We start from the raw sequence: 15,252 nt of genomic DNA, 5'->3' as shown, positions 1-15,252 counted from the left end.
GTCAGAACACCACGGTGCGGTTGCCGTGCACCAGCACCCGGTTCTCCAGGTGCCAGCGCAGGCCGCGCGCGAGGGTGACCTTCTCGATGTCGCGGCCCTTGCGGACCATGTCCTCGACCGAGTCGCCGTGGTCGACGCGGATGACGTCCTGCTCGATGATCGGGCCCGCGTCGAGGTCCGCCGTCACGTAGTGGCAGGTCGCGCCGACCAGCTTCACCCCGCGCGTGTGGGCCTGGTGGTACGGCTTCGCGCCGATGAACGACGGCAGGAAGCTGTGGTGGATGTTGATCGCCCGGCCCGCCCACTCGCGGCACAGGTCGGCGGGCAGGATCTGCATGAACCGGGCCAGTACCACGGCGTGCGGGTCGTGCTCGCCGACCAGCTTCCGCACCTGCTCGAACGCCGCCGCCCGGTCACCCGGCGGGAACGGCACGTGGTGGAACGGGATGCCGTGCGCGCGGGTGATGTCGGCCAGCGACTCGTGGTTGCCGATCACCGCGGCGATGTCGACGTCCAGCTCGCCGGACGCGACGCGGCCGAGCAGGTCGTACAGGCAGTGGCCCGCCTTCGACACCAGGACCACCGCGCGACGCCGTTCGCCGGTGTCGCTCACCTGCCAGCTCGACTCCGCGGACAGGTCCGCGGCCACTTCGCCGAACCGGGCGCGCAGCTCCGCGGCGTCGAAGGGGAGCGAGTCGGCCCGGACGACCTGGCGCGTGAAGAACCAGCCCGTGTCCGGGTCGGTGTGGTAGGCCGCCTCGACGATCCAGCCGCCGTGCTCGGCGAGGAACCCGGAGATCCGGGCGATGATGCCGGTGCGGTCGGGGCAGCCGAAGGTGATGACGTAGCGGCGTTCGGGAGCGGTCACCAGGGCATTGTCCCCCGCGCCGGTCAGACGGCGGGGAGCCGGTCCCCGGTGGTCGCCGCGTGGTTCGGGCGGCCGTACAGCGCCCGGTAGACGTCGTCGGCGGCGCCGGACACCTCGGTTCCCGGCGTGCCCACGGTCCACGTCCGCTCCGGCGTCGTGACCCGCACGCCGAAGGTGAAGCCGCGGCGCGGGACGACGAAGGTCAGGAACTCGTCGATGCCGTCGTTCGCGAACTCGGGGGAGAAGCGCGTCGTGCCGTCTTCGAGAGCCGACTCGGCGTCGAGGCGGTGGATCGCCGTTTCGTGGGCCATCCGGCGGCCCCACGGCGACTCCGGGTTCCGCAGCAAGGCTTCCCGCAGGGCCAGGCGCTGGCCGTCCCACCACCCGAGGACGTCGTCCCAGCTCGCCGGCGGGTCGGATTCGCCCGGCTTGCCCAGCGTCAGGCCGACCGCCAGGGCGTGCACGGACGCGACGTGCGCCACCAGGTCATGGACAGTCCAGTTCGGACAGTTCGGGATCGGCATCGCCGGACCGGCTTTCAGCGCCGCCCGCTTCAGCCCGTCGGCGTGGACGTCGATCGCCTCCAGCAGCTGCATGCGCCGACCGTAGCCGCCGGCCGGCCTCGATGGCGAACACCAGGCCCAGGCCGAGGCTGAACGACAGCAGCAGGCCCTTGACCGGCTCGTCGGCGAAGGCGGCGCCGCCGGCCAGGCCGATCAGCACGCTGTACACCGCCCAGATCGCCGCCCCGGCGAGGTCGAGCGGCACGAACCGGCGCAGCGGGTAGCCGAGGCCGCCGTTCGCGAGCGCGCTGGCGACGCGGCCGCCGGGCAGGTAGCGCGCGGCGATGATCAGCAGCCCGCCGTTGCGCCGCACCTGCTCGCGCGCCCATTCGTAGCGCCGCCGGCCTTCGGGGCCGCGGTGCAGCCGCGCGATCGCGCGCGGCCCGGCGGCCCGGCCGACGGCGTACCCGAGGCAGTCGCCCACCCACGCCCCGCCGGCGGCGACCGCGGCGAGCAGGGCGAGCTGCCGCGGATCGGGACCGACCAGGACGGCGACCGTGACGACGGTCGTCTCGCTGGGCATGAACGGCAGCAGCGCGTCCAGCCCGGAGACGGCGAACACCAGCACCCACAGCCACGGCGAGCCGAGCGCGTCGCGCAGCAGGTCGGTGAGCTGCCCCAGGAATTCCACAGCTCAATGGTGATCACCGCAGGTCACTTCGGGGTGACGCAGCGGGGGTGGACCGGTGAACGTTCAGGCCGGGGCCACCGAGGCCCACGGGACGGTCAGCTCGCCCAGCCGCACCCGCGACGGCGGATCGACCAGTGGCCAGCCCCGCGCCGCCAGCAGCCGGACCGTCTCCCGCCAGCGGGACCGGACGCCGAACCCCTGGTGCGGCGCGGCCGTCGCCCAGCAGGCGTCGAGCGCGGACAGCAGCGCGTGGACGCGCTCGCCGGGGACGTTCCGGTGGATCAGCGCCTTCGGCAGCCGTTCGGCGATCGTCGACGGGCGGTCGAGGCCCGCCAGCCGCATCGACAGCGTCAGGGACACCGGGCCGGCCGCGGACACCAGCACCCACGTCGAGAGCCGGCCGATCTCGTCGCACGTGCCCTCGACCAGCAGGCCGCCCGGGGCCATCGAGTCCAGCACCAGCGCCCACGCGCCCGCGACCTCGTCCTCCGCGTACTGGCGCAGCACGTTGAACGCCCGCACCAGCACCGGCCGCGCCCCGGCCAGCTCGAACCCGCCACGGCGGAAGTCCAGCAGCGGCGGGGAAGCGGCCGGTTGCGCGAAGGCCACGCGCTCGGGGTCCAGCTCCAGGCCCAGCACCCGGACGTCCGGCCGGACGCGGCGCAGCCAGCGCGCCAGCTCGACCGTCGTCACCGGGGAAGCGCCGTAGCCGAGGTCGACGACCAGCGGCGACGCGGCCGCGCGCAGCAGGCGGGTCGTCGCCGGCGCGTACGTGATCCACCGGTCGACCCGGCGGAGGCGGTTCGGGTTGGTCGTGCCGCGGGTCGGCGCCCCGACCGGGCTCAGTTCGCGTCGGCGAGCCACTTCGCCGTGAATTCGGCTTCGCGCTCCAAGAGCTTCGTGACCTGTTCGGCGATCACGGCTTCCAGCTTCCCGCCGAACAGCGGGATCCGGACGGTGACCTCGCCGCTGGTCCGGAACACCGTCTTGGCGTCGGTGGCCAGCAGGGCCGTCCGCGCGACGATCTCGCCCGGGACGCCGCCGACCTCGACCGTCGCGTCGCCCTGGCGGCCGGTGCCGTCCTTGCTCACCCGCCAGGTCTGCGTGCGGGTCACCATCAGGTCGCCCTTGTGCAGCGTCCGGACCGCCGACGGCAGCTTGTCCGCGCTGATCCCCTGCCGCAGTTCGTACCGCAGGTCCGTGCCCGAGACCTCGTAGGACAGCAGTGCCGCGCCGTGCCCGCCCAGCTGCTCCAGCCGCGCGCGCAGCGCGTCTTCGCCCGCGACCGCCGCGTACGTCGCGGCGACGTCGGCGGAGAACTCAGCGCGGTGCTCGATCCGGGATCCCATGAGCCGGACAGTACCGTCAGACGCGTGAACTCCGCCCGAACTCCCGCTTCCCCGAAGCTCTCCGCGTACACCACGCTGCGCCTCGGCGGCCCGGCCCGCCGGTTCGTCAGCGCCGTGACCAGCGAAGACCTGGTCGCGGCCGTCCGTGAGGCCGACGCCGCGGGCGAACCGGTGCTGCTGCTCGGCGGCGGCTCCAACCTGGTGGTCGCGGACGCGGGGTTCGACGGCACGCTGGTCGAGGTGGCCACCACCGGCTGGCGCCGTGACGGCGACGTCGTGGAGGTCGCGGCCGGCCAGAACTGGGACAGCTTCGTCGCCGGGCTCGTCGAAGCGGGCCTGGGCGGGCTCGAATGCCTCTCCGGCATCCCGGGCAGCGTCGGCGCGACGCCGATCCAGAACGTCGGCGCGTACGGCTGCGAAGTCGCCGAGTCCCTGGTCAGCGTCGACCTCTACGACCGCCAGACGCGCGAAGTGCGCACGCTGAAGGCCGACGAGCTCGGCTTCGCCTACCGCACCAGTGTGCTCAAGGGCACCGACTCCGGCGTCGTGCTCTCGGTCCGCTTCGAGATCCGCGAAGACGGCCTCTCCGCGCCCATCCGCTACGCCGAGCTGGCGCGCACGCTGGGCGTCGAGATCGGCGCCCGGGTCCCGGCGGCCGACGCTCGCGACGCCGTGCTCAAGCTGCGTCGCGGCAAGGGGATGGTGCTCGACCCCGGCGACCACGACACGTGGAGCGCGGGCTCGTTCTTCACCAACCCGATCGTCCCGTCGGCCGAGGCGGAAGCCGTCCTGACGCGCATCACGGACGCCGTCGGCGCGGAGGTCCCGCAGTACCCCGCCGACGGCGGCGTGAAGCTGTCCGCGGCCTGGCTGATCGAGCGCGCCGGCTTCGGCAAGGGGTACCCCGGGCCGGGGAACCGCGTCTCGCTGTCGACCAAGCACACGCTGGCGCTGACCAACCGCGGCGACGCGACGACCGAAGACCTGTTGTCGCTGGCCCGCGAGGTGCGCGACGGCGTTTTCGCGCGGTTCGGCGTCGCGCTGCACCCCGAGCCGCTGCTGATCAACTGCGCAATTTGAGCCGAACCGGGCAACCCGGACGTGTGTGGGACGTCTTTGTCGACAAAGGCGTCGCCACCTGATCGGATGGTCTTTACCTTTCGGGCGGTAACGTCGGACGGGCTACCAGCGCTAAGGGCGTGGATCCCGCTGGTACGCGGGGGAACTCGGGAGGTTGCGGTGATCGAACGGCGTACGGTCTTCAAGGCCGCTCTCGCGGCTGGGGCCGCACTGGTCGCCGCGGCGTGTTCGAGCACGAACGACGGCACCGCGCTGCCCACCGGCGCCGCGGGGGCCGACGGCGGGGGCGCGCAGCCCGTGGCGAAGATCACGGCCGAGCCGGCGGTGAACGCCAAGGACGCCTCCGTGCTCAAGCCGGTCGTCATCAAGGTCGCCGACGGCAAGCTCACCGAGTGCAAGGTGACCGCCGACGGCGGCAAGGGCGTCAAGGGCGACACGGCGCCCGACGGTCTCACCTGGACCAGCTCCGAGCCGCTCGGCTACGGCAAGACCTACACCTACGCGGCCAAGGCCACCGGCACCGACGGCAGGCCGGTCGAGCTCACCGGCACGTTCAGCACGGTCAGCCCGGCCAAGCAGGTCCGCGCCACGCTGAACCCGGCCGACAACCAGCAGGTCGGCGTGGCGATGCCGATCAGCGTCAAGTTCCAGTCGCCGGTCAAGGACCGCGCGGCCGTCGAGAAGGCCCTGTCCGTGAAGACGGACAAGAACGTCGAGGGCGCGTGGGGCTGGCTGTCCGACAGCCAGGTCGACTACCGGCCCAAGGAGTACTGGCCGCAGAACATCACCGTGAGCGTCGAAGCGAGGCTGTACGGCGTCGAGCTCGGCGGCGGCGCGTACGGCAAGGCCGACGTCACGACGAAGTTCAAGATCGGCCGCAACCAGGTGGTCAAGGTCAACACCCCGGACCACCAGATGCACGTCTACCGCGGCGGCGCGCAGTACAAGAGCTACCCGTGCGCGAACGGGCTGGACGCCGAGGTCGACCGCAACACCCCGAACGGCACCTACATCATCATGAGCAAGGAGCCGACGGCCGTCTTCGACAACGCCCGCTACGGCTACACGAACGTCAACAAGAAGTGGGCCTGCCGCTTCTCCAACCACGGCGAGTACATCCACGAGAACCAGGACAACGCGGCCAACATCGGGAAGACCAACAACTCCCACGGCTGCGTCAACCTCCTCGAAGCCGACGCCAAGGACTTCTTCGACTCCGCGCTGATCGGCGACCCGGTCGAGATCACCGGCTCCCAGCTGGGCGCGCCGATGGCCTCGGACGTCAAGGACTGGAACTACAGCTGGTCGGCCTGGCAGTCGCTGGGCGCGAAGTAACCCGTGCGCACCGAAGTCGTCGGACACGGCGGGACCCGGCTCGGGCTGCGGGTCGAGGGGGCCGAAAACACCAGGCCGATCGTGTTCGTGCACGGCTGGGCGCAGTCGGCCGGGTGCTGGGCGGCGCAGCTCGCCGACCCGGCCCTGACCGGGCGGTTCCGGCTGGTCGCGGTGGACCTGCGCGGCCACGGCGCGTCCGACGTGCCCGCCTCGGGCTACGACGACCCGGTCGCCTGGGCCGACGACCTGGCCGCGGTGCTCGACTTCGCCGGGCCGGGCGCGATCGTCGTCGCCTGGTCGTACGGCGGGCTCGTGCTGGCCGACCACGTCCGCGTGCACGGCACCGCACGGTTGGGCGGGATCGTGCTCGTCGGCGCCATCACCGAAATCGGCCGAGAGCGCCCGGGCGGGCGCGTCGGTGTGCTGATGCGCGAGCACATGCGCGCGATGCTTTCGGACGATCCGGACACCGCGGTCCCGGCGCTCACCGCGTTCAGCCGCGGGATGGTCACCCGTCCGGTGCCCGGAACACAGGCCCAGGCCCTGCTCGGGGCGTCGTTGAGCGTGCCTCCCGCGGTCCGTTCGGCGCTCTTCCGCCGGGACGTCGGCAGCGGCGACGTGCTGGCCGCGATCGACAAGCCGGCCCTGGTCGTGCACGGCACGGCCGACCCCGTGATCGAGCCCTCGGTGGCCGAGTACGCACTCGGGAAGATTCCGGGTGCGGTCGGGCGTTGGTTTGCTGAAGGGGGCCACGCGCCCTTCGCCGAGTCCGCGGCCGAGTTCGACGCGGTGCTGCGGCAGTTCGCCGAGGAATGCTGACGTACGCGGGAGACGAGACCAGGTGACCAGCTCCATCCGGGGGTTCCGTGCTGCGCCGCGCCGGATCGCGGTGTTCTCAGTCCACACTTCGCCGCTCGAGCAGCCGGGCACCGGCGACGCCGGCGGCATGAACGTGTACATCAGCCAGACGGCGACCGAGATGGCCCGCCGTGGCGTCGAGGTCGAGGTGTTCACCCGGGCCACGGCGTCCGACCAGCCGCCGGTGGCCGAGCTGGCGCCGGGCGTGACCGTGCGGCACGTGCAGGCCGGGCCGTTCGAGCCGCTGGGCCGCGACGAGCTGCCCGCCCAGCTGTGCGCGTTCACCTCCGGCGTGCTGCGCACCGAGGCGTTCCACGAGCCCGGGTACTACGACCTCATCCACTCGCACTACTGGCTGTCGGGCCAGGTCGGCTGGCTCGCGCGCGACCGGTGGTCCGTGCCCCTGGTGCACACCGCCCACACCCTGGCGAAGGTGAAGAACGCCGCGCTCGCCGAGGGGGACAAGCCCGAACCGCGCGTCCGCGTCATCGGCGAGGAGCAGGTGGTCGCCGAGGCCGACCGGCTCGTCGCCAACACCGCGGTCGAGGCGCGTCAGCTCATCGACCTCTACGACGCCGAACCGGACGCGGTGCACGCCGTGCCGCCGGGCGTCGACCTCGAACGCTTCACACCCGGTCCGACGGCCGCCGCGCGCGCCGAGCTCGGCCTGGCCGACGGCGACGTCGTGCTCGCCTTCGCCGGCCGGATCCAGCCGCTCAAGGCGCCGGACGTGCTGCTGCACGCAGCGGCGGCGATGCTGCGACGGCGTCCCGAGCTGGCTTCGCGCCTGGTCGTGCTGGTCGTCGGCGGGCCGTCGGGCACCGGGCTGGAACAACCGCAGGCCCTGCGCGAACTGGCGGTTTCGCTGGGCATCGACCAGCAGGTGCGGTTCCTGCCGCCGCAGCCCGGCGAGTCGCTCGCCCGCGTCTTCCGCGCCGCCGACGTCGTCGCGGTGCCGAGCTACAACGAGTCGTTCGGGCTCGTGGCCCTGGAGGCGCAGGCCTGCGGGACCCCGGTCGTCGCGGCCGAGGTCGGCGGGCTGCCGGTGGCGGTGCCGCACGGCGTCTCCGGCCTGCTGGTGCCCGGGCACGGCGCCGAGGAGTGGGCGGACGCGCTGGCCGCGGTCGCGCTGCGCCCCGAGCGGTGCGCCGAGCTCGGCGCCAACGCCGTCGTGCACGCGCAGCGGTTCTCCTGGCGCCGCACGACCGACGCGCTGCTCGACATCTATGCTCAGGCCACCGGCGCGTTCCGGCGCGCCCTGGACCTGCGCACGGAGGTGGCGGTGTGAGCCTGGACCGGCTGATCCAGTCTACTTTGGACTCGGCGGAGCTCGAGTACGACAAACGCGGGCCGGGCAAGTACTTCGTCACGCTGCCGGGGACCAAGAAGCTGCAGACAAACGCGTGGCTCGTCGACGGCGACCACGCGTTCTCCGTCGAAGCCTTCGTCTGCCGGCGTCCCGACGAGTCCCATGAGGACGTTTACCGATTCCTGTTGCAGCGCAACGCGAAGCTCTACGGCGTTCACTACACAGTGGACAGTCTCGGTGACATCTACCTGGTCGGCCGGTTCGGCAAGGACACGATGTCCGCCGACGAGCTCGACAAGGTGCTCGGCCAGGTCCTCGAAGCCGCCGACGGCGACTTCAACACGCTGCTGGAAATCGGCTTCGCGACGTCGATCAAGCGCGAGTGGGACTGGCGCGTCTCCCGCGGCGAGTCCCTGGCGAACCTGCAGGCGTTCAAGCACCTCGTGGCGCCCGAGAAGCCGCACGAACCAGGCTTGACCGAGTCGTGACCCGGGCCGTGCAACGGCCCTGAACCGGACATCCGTCTCCTCGCCAGGCAAAACTGGAGGGAGACCAGGATGCGGACTCGATGGAGAGCGGCGCTCGCGATCACGGCGGCGGCGCTGGCGCTGGCCGGCTGCTCGGCGGCGCAGAACGGGGCATCGTCCACGGCGGACAGTGCCGGCGTTCCGGCCGCGCCGCAGCAGGGGACCGGGGGCAAGGCCGAGTCGAAGGTGACGCCGCCGCAGGCCGGTGCCACCGACCGCAAGCTGTCGCGCAGCGCCCGGCTGGAGCTGACCGCCACGAAGGTCGTCGACGTCGTCGCCCAGGCCCGCGGGATCGCGGTGGGCGCGGGCGGCTACACCGGGCAGGAAAGCACCGGCGACGAGTCGGCGACGTTGTCGCTGGCGGTGCCTTCGGACAAGCTCGACCCGGTGCTCGACCAGCTCTCGCACCTCGGCTCGAGCATGGTGAAGCGGGAGCTGAACACCCAGGACGTCACCGAGCAGGTCGTCGACGTCGAAGCGCGGCTGACGACGCAGCGGAAGTCGGTCGAGCGGATCCGCGCGCTCCTCTCGCAGGCGACGTCCGTGTCGGACATCACGTCGATCGAAAGCGAGCTGACGAGCCGCGAGTCGGCCCTGGAGTCGCTCGAACAGCAGCGGAACTCCCTGGCGGGCAGCGTTGCGATGGCGACGGTCGCGATGACCATCCGCAGCGTGGCCGCACCGCCGCCCCCGCCGGAGGACCACAGCGGCTTCCTCGGCGGCCTCGCGGGCGGCTGGTCCGCGTTCCTGACCTTCGGCGGCGGGCTGCTGACGGTGCTGGGCGCGATCGCGCCGTTCCTGCTGGTCGTGGGCCCGCTCGGGTGGGTGGCCTGGCGGCTCAACCGGCGCCGTCGGCTCGCGAAGCCGGAGCCGGAGCCGGTGCCGACCGAGGTGTGAAGCGGGCAGGCGGGACGGCTCGAGGGAGGGGGGAGTCGCGATCTCGAGCCGCCCCGCTGAAGTTCCCGCCGATCAGGACCCGGTGACGAGGGGGATGCCAACGGGGCCGGCGGGCCGCGGCTCGGCAGGGGGGAGACGAGCCGCGGTCAACGCCCGAAGCGGGCCGGGGAGTGCGTGGAATCCGGCCGCTCGGGACGTAGTCAACCTGTCAGATCTCGACCTGTAATCACAAGACTACTCACTAGTCCGTTCGAGTGAATTTACCTCACGGCGATAACGGTGCGCAGTCCGTTGCGGGGATTTTGCGCGTTGTTGGCACCCGGACTTGCATGAGGGTGAAGGTGTTACTGCTCGGTAACACACTCTGCGTAGGACACCAGGTCACCAGTCGATCGCGTGGTCCCGTCTGGCAGGCTGACGGCATGGCTGAACTCGGGACGTTGGTGCTGCTGCGGCACGGGCAGAGCACGTGGAACGCGGAAAACCTGTTCACCGGCTGGGTGGACGTGCCGCTGTCGGAGCAGGGCGAGGGCGAAGCCCGCCTGGGCGGCAAGCTGCTGGCCGACGCCGGGCTGCTGCCGGACGTGGTGCACACCTCGCTGCTGCGGCGCGCGATCTCCACCGCGAACATCGCGCTGGACGCCGCCGACCGGCACTGGATCCCGGTGAAGCGCGACTGGCGCCTCAACGAGCGCCACTACGGCGCGCTGCAGGGCAAGGACAAGAAGCAGACCCTCGCCGAGTTCGGCGAGGAGCAGTTCATGCTCTGGCGCCGGTCGTACGACACCCCGCCGCCGCCGATCGACCCGAAGGACGAGTGGAGCCAGGTCGGCGACCCCCGGTACGCCGACCTCGGCGACCACGCGCCGCTCACCGAGTGCCTCAAGGACGTCGTCGCGCGGCTCCTGCCGTACTGGGAGTCCGCGATCGTGCCGGACCTGCGCGCGGGCAAGACCGTGCTGGTCGCCGCGCACGGCAACTCGCTGCGCGCGCTCGTCAAGCACCTCGACGGGATCTCCGACGCCGACATCGCCGGCCTGAACATCCCGACCGGCATCCCGCTGCGCTACGACCTCACGGCCGACCTGAAGCCGGTGAAGGCGGGCGGCGAGTACCTCGACCCCGAGGCCGCCAAGGAAGCCGCCGCCGCGGTCGCCAACCAGGGCCGCTGACCCGTTTGCCGTGAGGGCACCTTCACCGCCGTGAAGGTGCCCTTCACGGCGGGTCAGGCCGTGGTGAGCGGGCGGATGGCCGTGGCCTTCCAGGCCGTGCCTTCGCGGGCGACGTCGAACTCGGCCGTGAACGGCTTGCCGGTGACCTTGCCGGTCGCGTCGGCCACCTGCAGCGTCGTGAAGAACAACACGACCGCCTTGCCGTCGGCGAGTGCGACGACCCCGGCCATCGGGTCCGGGCCCAGGGCGACCTTCGTGCCGCTCTTGCGGATCGCCTCGACGTAGTCGGCCTTCTTCGCCCGGTAGTCGCTCAGCAGGGTGCCGGTGATGACCGCCTCCGCCCGCGCGTACGAGCCTTCCGGGTCGGCGCTGTCGGTGGTGAACAGCCCGCCCGCGACCGCGCGGGCGCCGGCCACGGCCGCGTCGCGCGCGCCCGCCGCGCTGCCGTCGTCGGCGTGCGGCTCGAGCGGCGGCTGAGCCGGGTTGACGGCGATGTCCGAGAGCCGCCAGTGCCCGTTCGACCGCTGCCCGGTGAACGCGACCGTGGCCAACCCCTTGGTGGCGCCGCTGTCCTGTTCGAGCACGGCCAGGTCGCGGACCCGGTCGCCGGTGAACTCGAGCGCGGCCGCCTGCCGCACCCGCGTGGTCAGGCGAACCGGCTGCGGGCTCTTCCTGACCTGGTCGAACAGCTTCGTGAGCTGGTCCTTCGCCGCCCCGGTGACGTTCGCCGCGACGGCCTGGTCGAACGCGGCCGGGTTCGCGGAGTCGTAGCTGAACACCGCCTCGGCGGCCGACTTCACGCCGTCGAGCGCGGCTCCGGTGCCGAGGGCGTCGACGAGCGCGAGGTTCCCGGTGAGCGGCACGGGCGCGCCGGAGATCGCCGACGTGCACGCCGAGGTCGTCAGGAGCAGGGCGAGCAGCGCCGCCCGCTTCACAAGAGCCCGGCTTCGCGGGCCCGCGCCCCGGCCTGGAACCGGGACGACGCCCCGAGGATCGCCATCACCTCGGCCACCCGCCGCCGGTAGGTGCGCAGTCCGACGCCGAGGGTGCGGGCCGCCGTCTCGTCCTTGCAGCCGGACGCGAGCTGCTCGAGGATCTCGCGCGCGCCCAGCTCGGCGAACCGCGCCTGGTAGGACTCCAGATCGGTGCCGCCGGCCCAGGCCGCCTCGAACAGCGACTGGATGCCCTGGACCAGTTCCGGGCTGCTGACGACGGTGTAGCTGCGCACGCCGCCGACCTGGTCGCCGGCGACGATCGCGATCCGCCGGTCGAGCAGGATCGTCTCGTTGACCTCGCGTTCGGTGATCCGGATGCGCGCGCCGTGGGTGGCCATGAACCGCAGGTGCTCCGCCAGTGCCGGGTCGAACAGCACGCCGGGCAGGTACATCTTGCGCACGGAAGTCGTGCGCACGGCCTGCTCCCGCTCGGGCACCGTCGGGTGCGCCACCGACCAGGTGTGCAGGTCGCGGGCCGCGCACGCGACTTCGGTCGCGGTCGCGAACAGGTGTGCGGTCCGCTCGAACAGCTCGGCTTCGCCGCGCACCACGACGACGTCACTGACTCTCTCCACGCATTCCAGTGTGGCAGCAAACTGCCAAACCCGGAGGTCACCAGCGCTCCCTCGGAAAGCTGGAGCCATGACCACGAACACCACCACCACCCCCGCCGCCGCGGCGGGCACCTGGCAGCTCGGCTCCTTCGAAGTCAACCGGCTCGGGTTCGGCGCCATGCGCCTGATGTCCACTTCGGACGGTGGCATCCGCGACCGCGAGACGTCGATCGCCGTGCTGCGGCGCGCCGTCGAGCTCGGTGTCAACCACATCGACACCGCCGTCTTCTACTTCGCCGGCCCGCGCTCGGCGAACGAGCTGATCAACACCGCCCTCGCGCCCTACGACGACCTCACGATCACCACCAAGGTCGGGCCGGGCCGCGACTTCACCGGCGCGTTCTACACCGCGCGGCCGGAGCAGCTGCGCGCCCAGGTCGAGGAGAACCTGCGCGAGCTGGGTCTGGACCACCTCGACGTCGCCAACTACCGGATCGGCCAGGGCCTCGACCGCGGGGAGGGCTCGCTCGCCGACGGCTTCGGCGCCCTCGCCGAACTGCGCGCGGAAGGCCTCATCCGCGAACTGGGCATCTCCAACGTCGCGCCGCACCACCTGACCGAGGCGCTGGAGATCGCGCCGGTCGTCTGCGTCCAGAACCAGTACGGCCTCACCGCGCGCCGCGAGGACGACGAGATCGTCCGGATGTGCGCCGAGCGGGGGATCGCCTTCGTGCCGTTCTTCGCCGTCGCGAGCGGGACGGGCGAGGACGCGCGGGTCGCGGAGGTCGCGCGCCGGCACGACGCCACCCCGGCGCAGGTACGGCTCGCGTGGACCCTCCACCAGGGCCCGCACGTGCTGGCCATCCCGGGCACCGGCGATATCGCGCACCTCGAGCAGAACGTCGCCGCGGCCGCGCTGCGGCTCTCGGACGACGATCTGAAAACCCTTGATGCGAACGGGTGATTCACCCGGAATGTCTCGCCGCGGAATCGATCGGGTGAACGCCGGTTGAAGCACCGGCGAACAGGTCTTCTCCAGGTGTCGCGGTGCTCACGACAAGGCGGACAACGCTAGGCCGAAGGGCCACATCACGGCTTACGATCGGCCTGTGACCACGCCTGTTTCTGTCGCACTGGCCATCGGGGCACTGGTGGCCGGTGCGGTGGTCGGCTACTTCCTCGCCCGGGCGAGGACCCGCCGCGAAGAAGCCCGTCCGCCGGGCCCGACCGTCGCGGAGCTCCTCGAACGGCTGGTCCGGTCCTCCCACAACGGCGTCGTCGTGCTCAACAAGTTCGGCGACATGGTGCTGCACAACCCGCGCGCGTACGAGCTCGGCCTCGTCAAGGTCAACCAGGCCGACCCGCGGGCCCGCAAGGCCGCCGAACAGGTCGTCGAGACCGACGAGCCGATGGAGATCGACCTTTCACCGCTGGAGGCGCGCGGCCGCCAGCTGGAGGCGGTGCTCGGCCAGGTGCGGCCCCTCGGCGACGGCTTCACCGTCGTCGAGGCGGTCGACCACTCCGAGGCCATCCGGCTGGAGGCCGTGCGCCGCGACTTCGTCGCCAACGTCAGCCACGAGCTGAAGACCCCGGTCGGCGCGATCGCACTGCTCACCGAGGCCGTGCTCGACGCCGCCGAGGACGTCGAGGAGGTCCGCCGCTTCGGCGGCAAGATCCTCCGCGAGTCCACCCGGCTCGGCCAGCTCGTCACCGAGCTGATCGCGCTCTCCCGGCTGCAGGGCGCCGAGCGGCTGCCGGACCTCAACGTCGTCGAGGTCGACGCGGTCGTCCGCGAGGCGCTCGGGCGGACGACGCTCTCGGCCGAGTCGGCCCACATCCGGATCACCACCGACACCCCCAGCGGCCTGCTCATCGAGGGCGACCGGACGCTGCTGGTCACCGCGCTGTCGAACCTGCTGGAGAACGCCGTCGCGTACTCGCCGGCCGGCAGCCCGGTGTCGATCTCGCGCCGGCTCGCGGACGGGATGGTCGAGATCGCCGTCACCGACCGCGGCATCGGCATCGCCGAGGAAGAGCAGCAGCGGGTGTTCGAGCGCTTCTACCGCGCGGACAAGGCCCGCTCGCGCGCCACCGGCGGCACCGGGCTGGGCCTGGCGATCGTCAAGCACGTGGCGGCCAACCACGGCGGTTCGGTCGGGCTGTGGAGCCGTCCCGGCACCGGCTCGACGTTCACCCTGCGCATCCCCGCGCACGTCCGCCCCGAACCGGCCCCCGAGCCGGCCAAGGCCGCCAAGACCTCGCCGGGACCACGGCAGGAGAAGACCCCCGAGCGCACCCAGAGGCTCGTGGTTACCGGGCAGGAAAGCCCAGATCATGGAGGAAACCTGTGACCAGGGTTCTCATCGTCGAGGACGAGGAGTCGTTCGCCGACCCGCTCGCCTTCCTGCTGCGCAAGGAAGGGTTCACCGCGGCCGTGGCCGGCACCGGCCAGGCCGCGCTCGAGGAGTTCGACCGCAACGGCGCCGACATCGTGCTCCTGGACCTCATGCTGCCGGGGATGAGCGGCACCGACGTCTGCAAGCAGCTGCGCCAGCGCTCGGCCGTGCCGGTCATCATGGTGACCGCGCGCGACAGCGAGATCGACAAGGTCGTCGGCCTGGAGCTGGGCGCTGACGACTACGTCACCAAGCCGTACTCGGCGCGCGAGCTGATCGCGCGGGTCCGCGCGGTGCTGCGCCGCGGCGGCGAGCCGGGCACGGAAGGCGAGCTGGCGCCGCTGGTGCTCTCGGCCGGCCCGGTGCGGATGGACGTCGAGCGGCACGTCGTGACCGTGGACGGGCAGGAGGTTTCGCTCCCGCTCAAGGAGTTCGACCTGCTGGAGTACCTGCTGCGCAACGTCGGCCGGGTGCTGACGCGCGGGCAGCTCATCGACCGGGTGTGGGGCGCGGACTACGTCGGCGACACGAAGACCCTCGACGTCCACGTGAAGCGCCTGCGCTCGAAGATCGAGCCGGACCCGGGTTCGCCGCGGCACCTGGTGACGGTGCGCGGCCTCGGGTACAAGTTCGAGACATAAGCCCCTTTTCGTGCGGTTGCCGCCCCGGTGGGAGGCGCGCCGGGGCGGTACCGCACCGAGTGTTGTTGGTTACATGT

17 protein-coding genes are annotated in these 15,252 nt (G+C 72.0%); 10 read left to right on the top strand and 7 right to left on the bottom strand.

Annotated features, from left to right (window positions below):
- Nucleotide 1: 1 nt before the first annotated feature.
- The 5 genes from purU to ACYVLJ_RS07110 form a co-directional block, all read right to left on the bottom strand.
- Nucleotides 2–868, bottom strand: a complete 867-nt coding sequence (gene purU / locus ACYVLJ_RS07130; protein WP_451982847.1) for a formyltetrahydrofolate deformylase — start codon at nt 866–868, stop codon at nt 2–4.
- A 23-nt stretch (nt 869–891) separates the two neighbouring features.
- Nucleotides 892–1,392, bottom strand: coding sequence for a maleylpyruvate isomerase family mycothiol-dependent enzyme (locus ACYVLJ_RS07125; protein WP_460438613.1), 501 nt, complete (start codon nt 1,390–1,392; stop codon nt 892–894).
- The gene (locus ACYVLJ_RS07120; protein WP_460438113.1) at nt 1,355–2,062 is read right to left on the bottom strand and encodes a DedA family protein; all 708 of its coding nucleotides are present in this window, start codon (nt 2,060–2,062) and stop codon (nt 1,355–1,357) included. The genes ACYVLJ_RS07125 and ACYVLJ_RS07120 overlap by 38 nt, the downstream gene beginning before the upstream one ends.
- A gap of 63 nt (nt 2,063–2,125) precedes the next feature.
- Nucleotides 2,126–2,926: a class I SAM-dependent methyltransferase gene (locus ACYVLJ_RS07115; protein WP_460438112.1), complete on the bottom strand. Its 801-nt coding sequence runs from the start codon at nt 2,924–2,926 to the stop codon at nt 2,126–2,128.
- Entirely contained in the window at nt 2,905–3,411 is a 507-nt protein-coding gene (locus tag ACYVLJ_RS07110) for a DUF2505 domain-containing protein (protein ID WP_451982834.1), read from the bottom strand. Before ACYVLJ_RS07110 ends, ACYVLJ_RS07115 begins: the two co-directional genes overlap by 22 nt.
- 24 nt (nt 3,412–3,435) lie before the next feature.
- Between ACYVLJ_RS07110 and ACYVLJ_RS07105 the strand changes: the two genes are divergently transcribed.
- From ACYVLJ_RS07105 to ACYVLJ_RS07075, 7 genes are all read left to right on the top strand, one after another.
- Complete coding sequence (locus tag ACYVLJ_RS07105; protein ID WP_460438111.1) at nt 3,436–4,491, top strand: UDP-N-acetylmuramate dehydrogenase; 1,056 nt, start codon at nt 3,436–3,438, stop codon at nt 4,489–4,491.
- 159 nt (nt 4,492–4,650) lie between these two features.
- Nucleotides 4,651–5,826, top strand: a complete 1,176-nt coding sequence (locus ACYVLJ_RS07100; RefSeq protein WP_460438110.1) for a L,D-transpeptidase — start codon at nt 4,651–4,653, stop codon at nt 5,824–5,826.
- 3 nt (nt 5,827–5,829) lie between these two features.
- Nucleotides 5,830–6,645 carry an alpha/beta fold hydrolase gene (locus tag ACYVLJ_RS07095; RefSeq protein WP_460438109.1) on the top strand — a complete coding sequence of 272 codons (816 nt, stop codon included), beginning with the start codon at nt 5,830–5,832 and terminating at the stop codon, nt 6,643–6,645.
- A 22-nt stretch (nt 6,646–6,667) separates the two neighbouring features.
- The gene (mshA, locus tag ACYVLJ_RS07090) at nt 6,668–7,972 is read left to right on the top strand and encodes a D-inositol-3-phosphate glycosyltransferase (protein WP_451982822.1); all 1,305 of its coding nucleotides are present in this window, start codon (nt 6,668–6,670) and stop codon (nt 7,970–7,972) included.
- Entirely contained in the window at nt 7,969–8,481 is a 513-nt protein-coding gene (locus ACYVLJ_RS07085; protein ID WP_451982819.1) for a type III secretion system chaperone family protein, read from the top strand. The genes mshA and ACYVLJ_RS07085 overlap by 4 nt, the downstream gene beginning before the upstream one ends.
- Before the next feature lie 69 nt (nt 8,482–8,550).
- On the top strand, nt 8,551–9,417 hold the full coding sequence (locus tag ACYVLJ_RS07080) for a DUF4349 domain-containing protein (RefSeq protein ID WP_460438108.1): 867 nt from the start codon (nt 8,551–8,553) through the stop codon (nt 9,415–9,417).
- 422 nt (nt 9,418–9,839) lie between these two features.
- A complete protein-coding gene (locus ACYVLJ_RS07075) occupies nt 9,840–10,589 on the top strand; it encodes a phosphoglyceromutase (protein ID WP_460438107.1) in 750 nt (249 codons plus the stop codon).
- Between the two features lie 53 nt (nt 10,590–10,642).
- On the opposite strand, the gene ACYVLJ_RS07070 is transcribed toward ACYVLJ_RS07075, so the two are convergent.
- The gene (locus ACYVLJ_RS07070; RefSeq protein WP_460438106.1) at nt 10,643–11,524 is read right to left on the bottom strand and encodes a hypothetical protein; all 882 of its coding nucleotides are present in this window, start codon (nt 11,522–11,524) and stop codon (nt 10,643–10,645) included.
- Nucleotides 11,521–12,159 carry a DNA-binding response regulator gene (locus ACYVLJ_RS07065; protein ID WP_460438105.1) on the bottom strand — a complete coding sequence of 213 codons (639 nt, stop codon included), beginning with the start codon at nt 12,157–12,159 and terminating at the stop codon, nt 11,521–11,523. The genes ACYVLJ_RS07070 and ACYVLJ_RS07065 overlap by 4 nt, the downstream gene beginning before the upstream one ends.
- Nucleotides 12,160–12,226: 67 nt before the next feature.
- Here ACYVLJ_RS07065 and ACYVLJ_RS07060 point away from each other — a divergent pair, with 67 nt between their 5' ends.
- The 3 genes from ACYVLJ_RS07060 to ACYVLJ_RS07050 all read left to right on the top strand — a co-directional run bounded on the left by ACYVLJ_RS07060 (nt 12,227) and on the right by ACYVLJ_RS07050 (nt 15,175).
- Nucleotides 12,227–13,102, top strand: coding sequence for an oxidoreductase (locus ACYVLJ_RS07060; protein WP_460438104.1), 876 nt, complete (start codon nt 12,227–12,229; stop codon nt 13,100–13,102).
- Nucleotides 13,103–13,247: 145 nt separating this feature from the next.
- A complete protein-coding gene (locus ACYVLJ_RS07055) occupies nt 13,248–14,489 on the top strand; it encodes a sensor histidine kinase (RefSeq protein WP_460438103.1) in 1,242 nt (413 codons plus the stop codon).
- The gene (locus ACYVLJ_RS07050; protein WP_460438102.1) at nt 14,486–15,175 is read left to right on the top strand and encodes a response regulator; all 690 of its coding nucleotides are present in this window, start codon (nt 14,486–14,488) and stop codon (nt 15,173–15,175) included. Before ACYVLJ_RS07055 ends, ACYVLJ_RS07050 begins: the two co-directional genes overlap by 4 nt.
- Nucleotides 15,176–15,252 lie beyond the last annotated feature (77 nt).

The organism is Amycolatopsis stemonae (assembly GCF_054781455.1).
Note: the sequence above shows the minus strand (reverse complement) of the source record. Positions and strands in the feature narration are given on the sequence as shown.

What these genes read in the sequence shown, in the direction of transcription:
- ACYVLJ_RS07125 (WP_460438613.1), bottom strand. Translation starts at nt 1,392, where the DNA reads ATGCCGATCCCGAACTGTCCGAACTGGACTGTCCATGACCTGGTGGCG.
- ACYVLJ_RS07110 (WP_451982834.1), bottom strand. Translation starts at nt 3,411, where the DNA reads ATGGGATCCCGGATCGAGCACCGCGCTGAGTTCTCCGCCGACGTCGCC.
- ACYVLJ_RS07080 (WP_460438108.1), top strand. Translation starts at nt 8,551, where the DNA reads ATGCGGACTCGATGGAGAGCGGCGCTCGCGATCACGGCGGCGGCGCTG.
- ACYVLJ_RS07075 (WP_460438107.1), top strand. Translation starts at nt 9,840, where the DNA reads ATGGCTGAACTCGGGACGTTGGTGCTGCTGCGGCACGGGCAGAGCACG.
- ACYVLJ_RS07060 (WP_460438104.1), top strand. Translation starts at nt 12,227, where the DNA reads ATGACCACGAACACCACCACCACCCCCGCCGCCGCGGCGGGCACCTGG.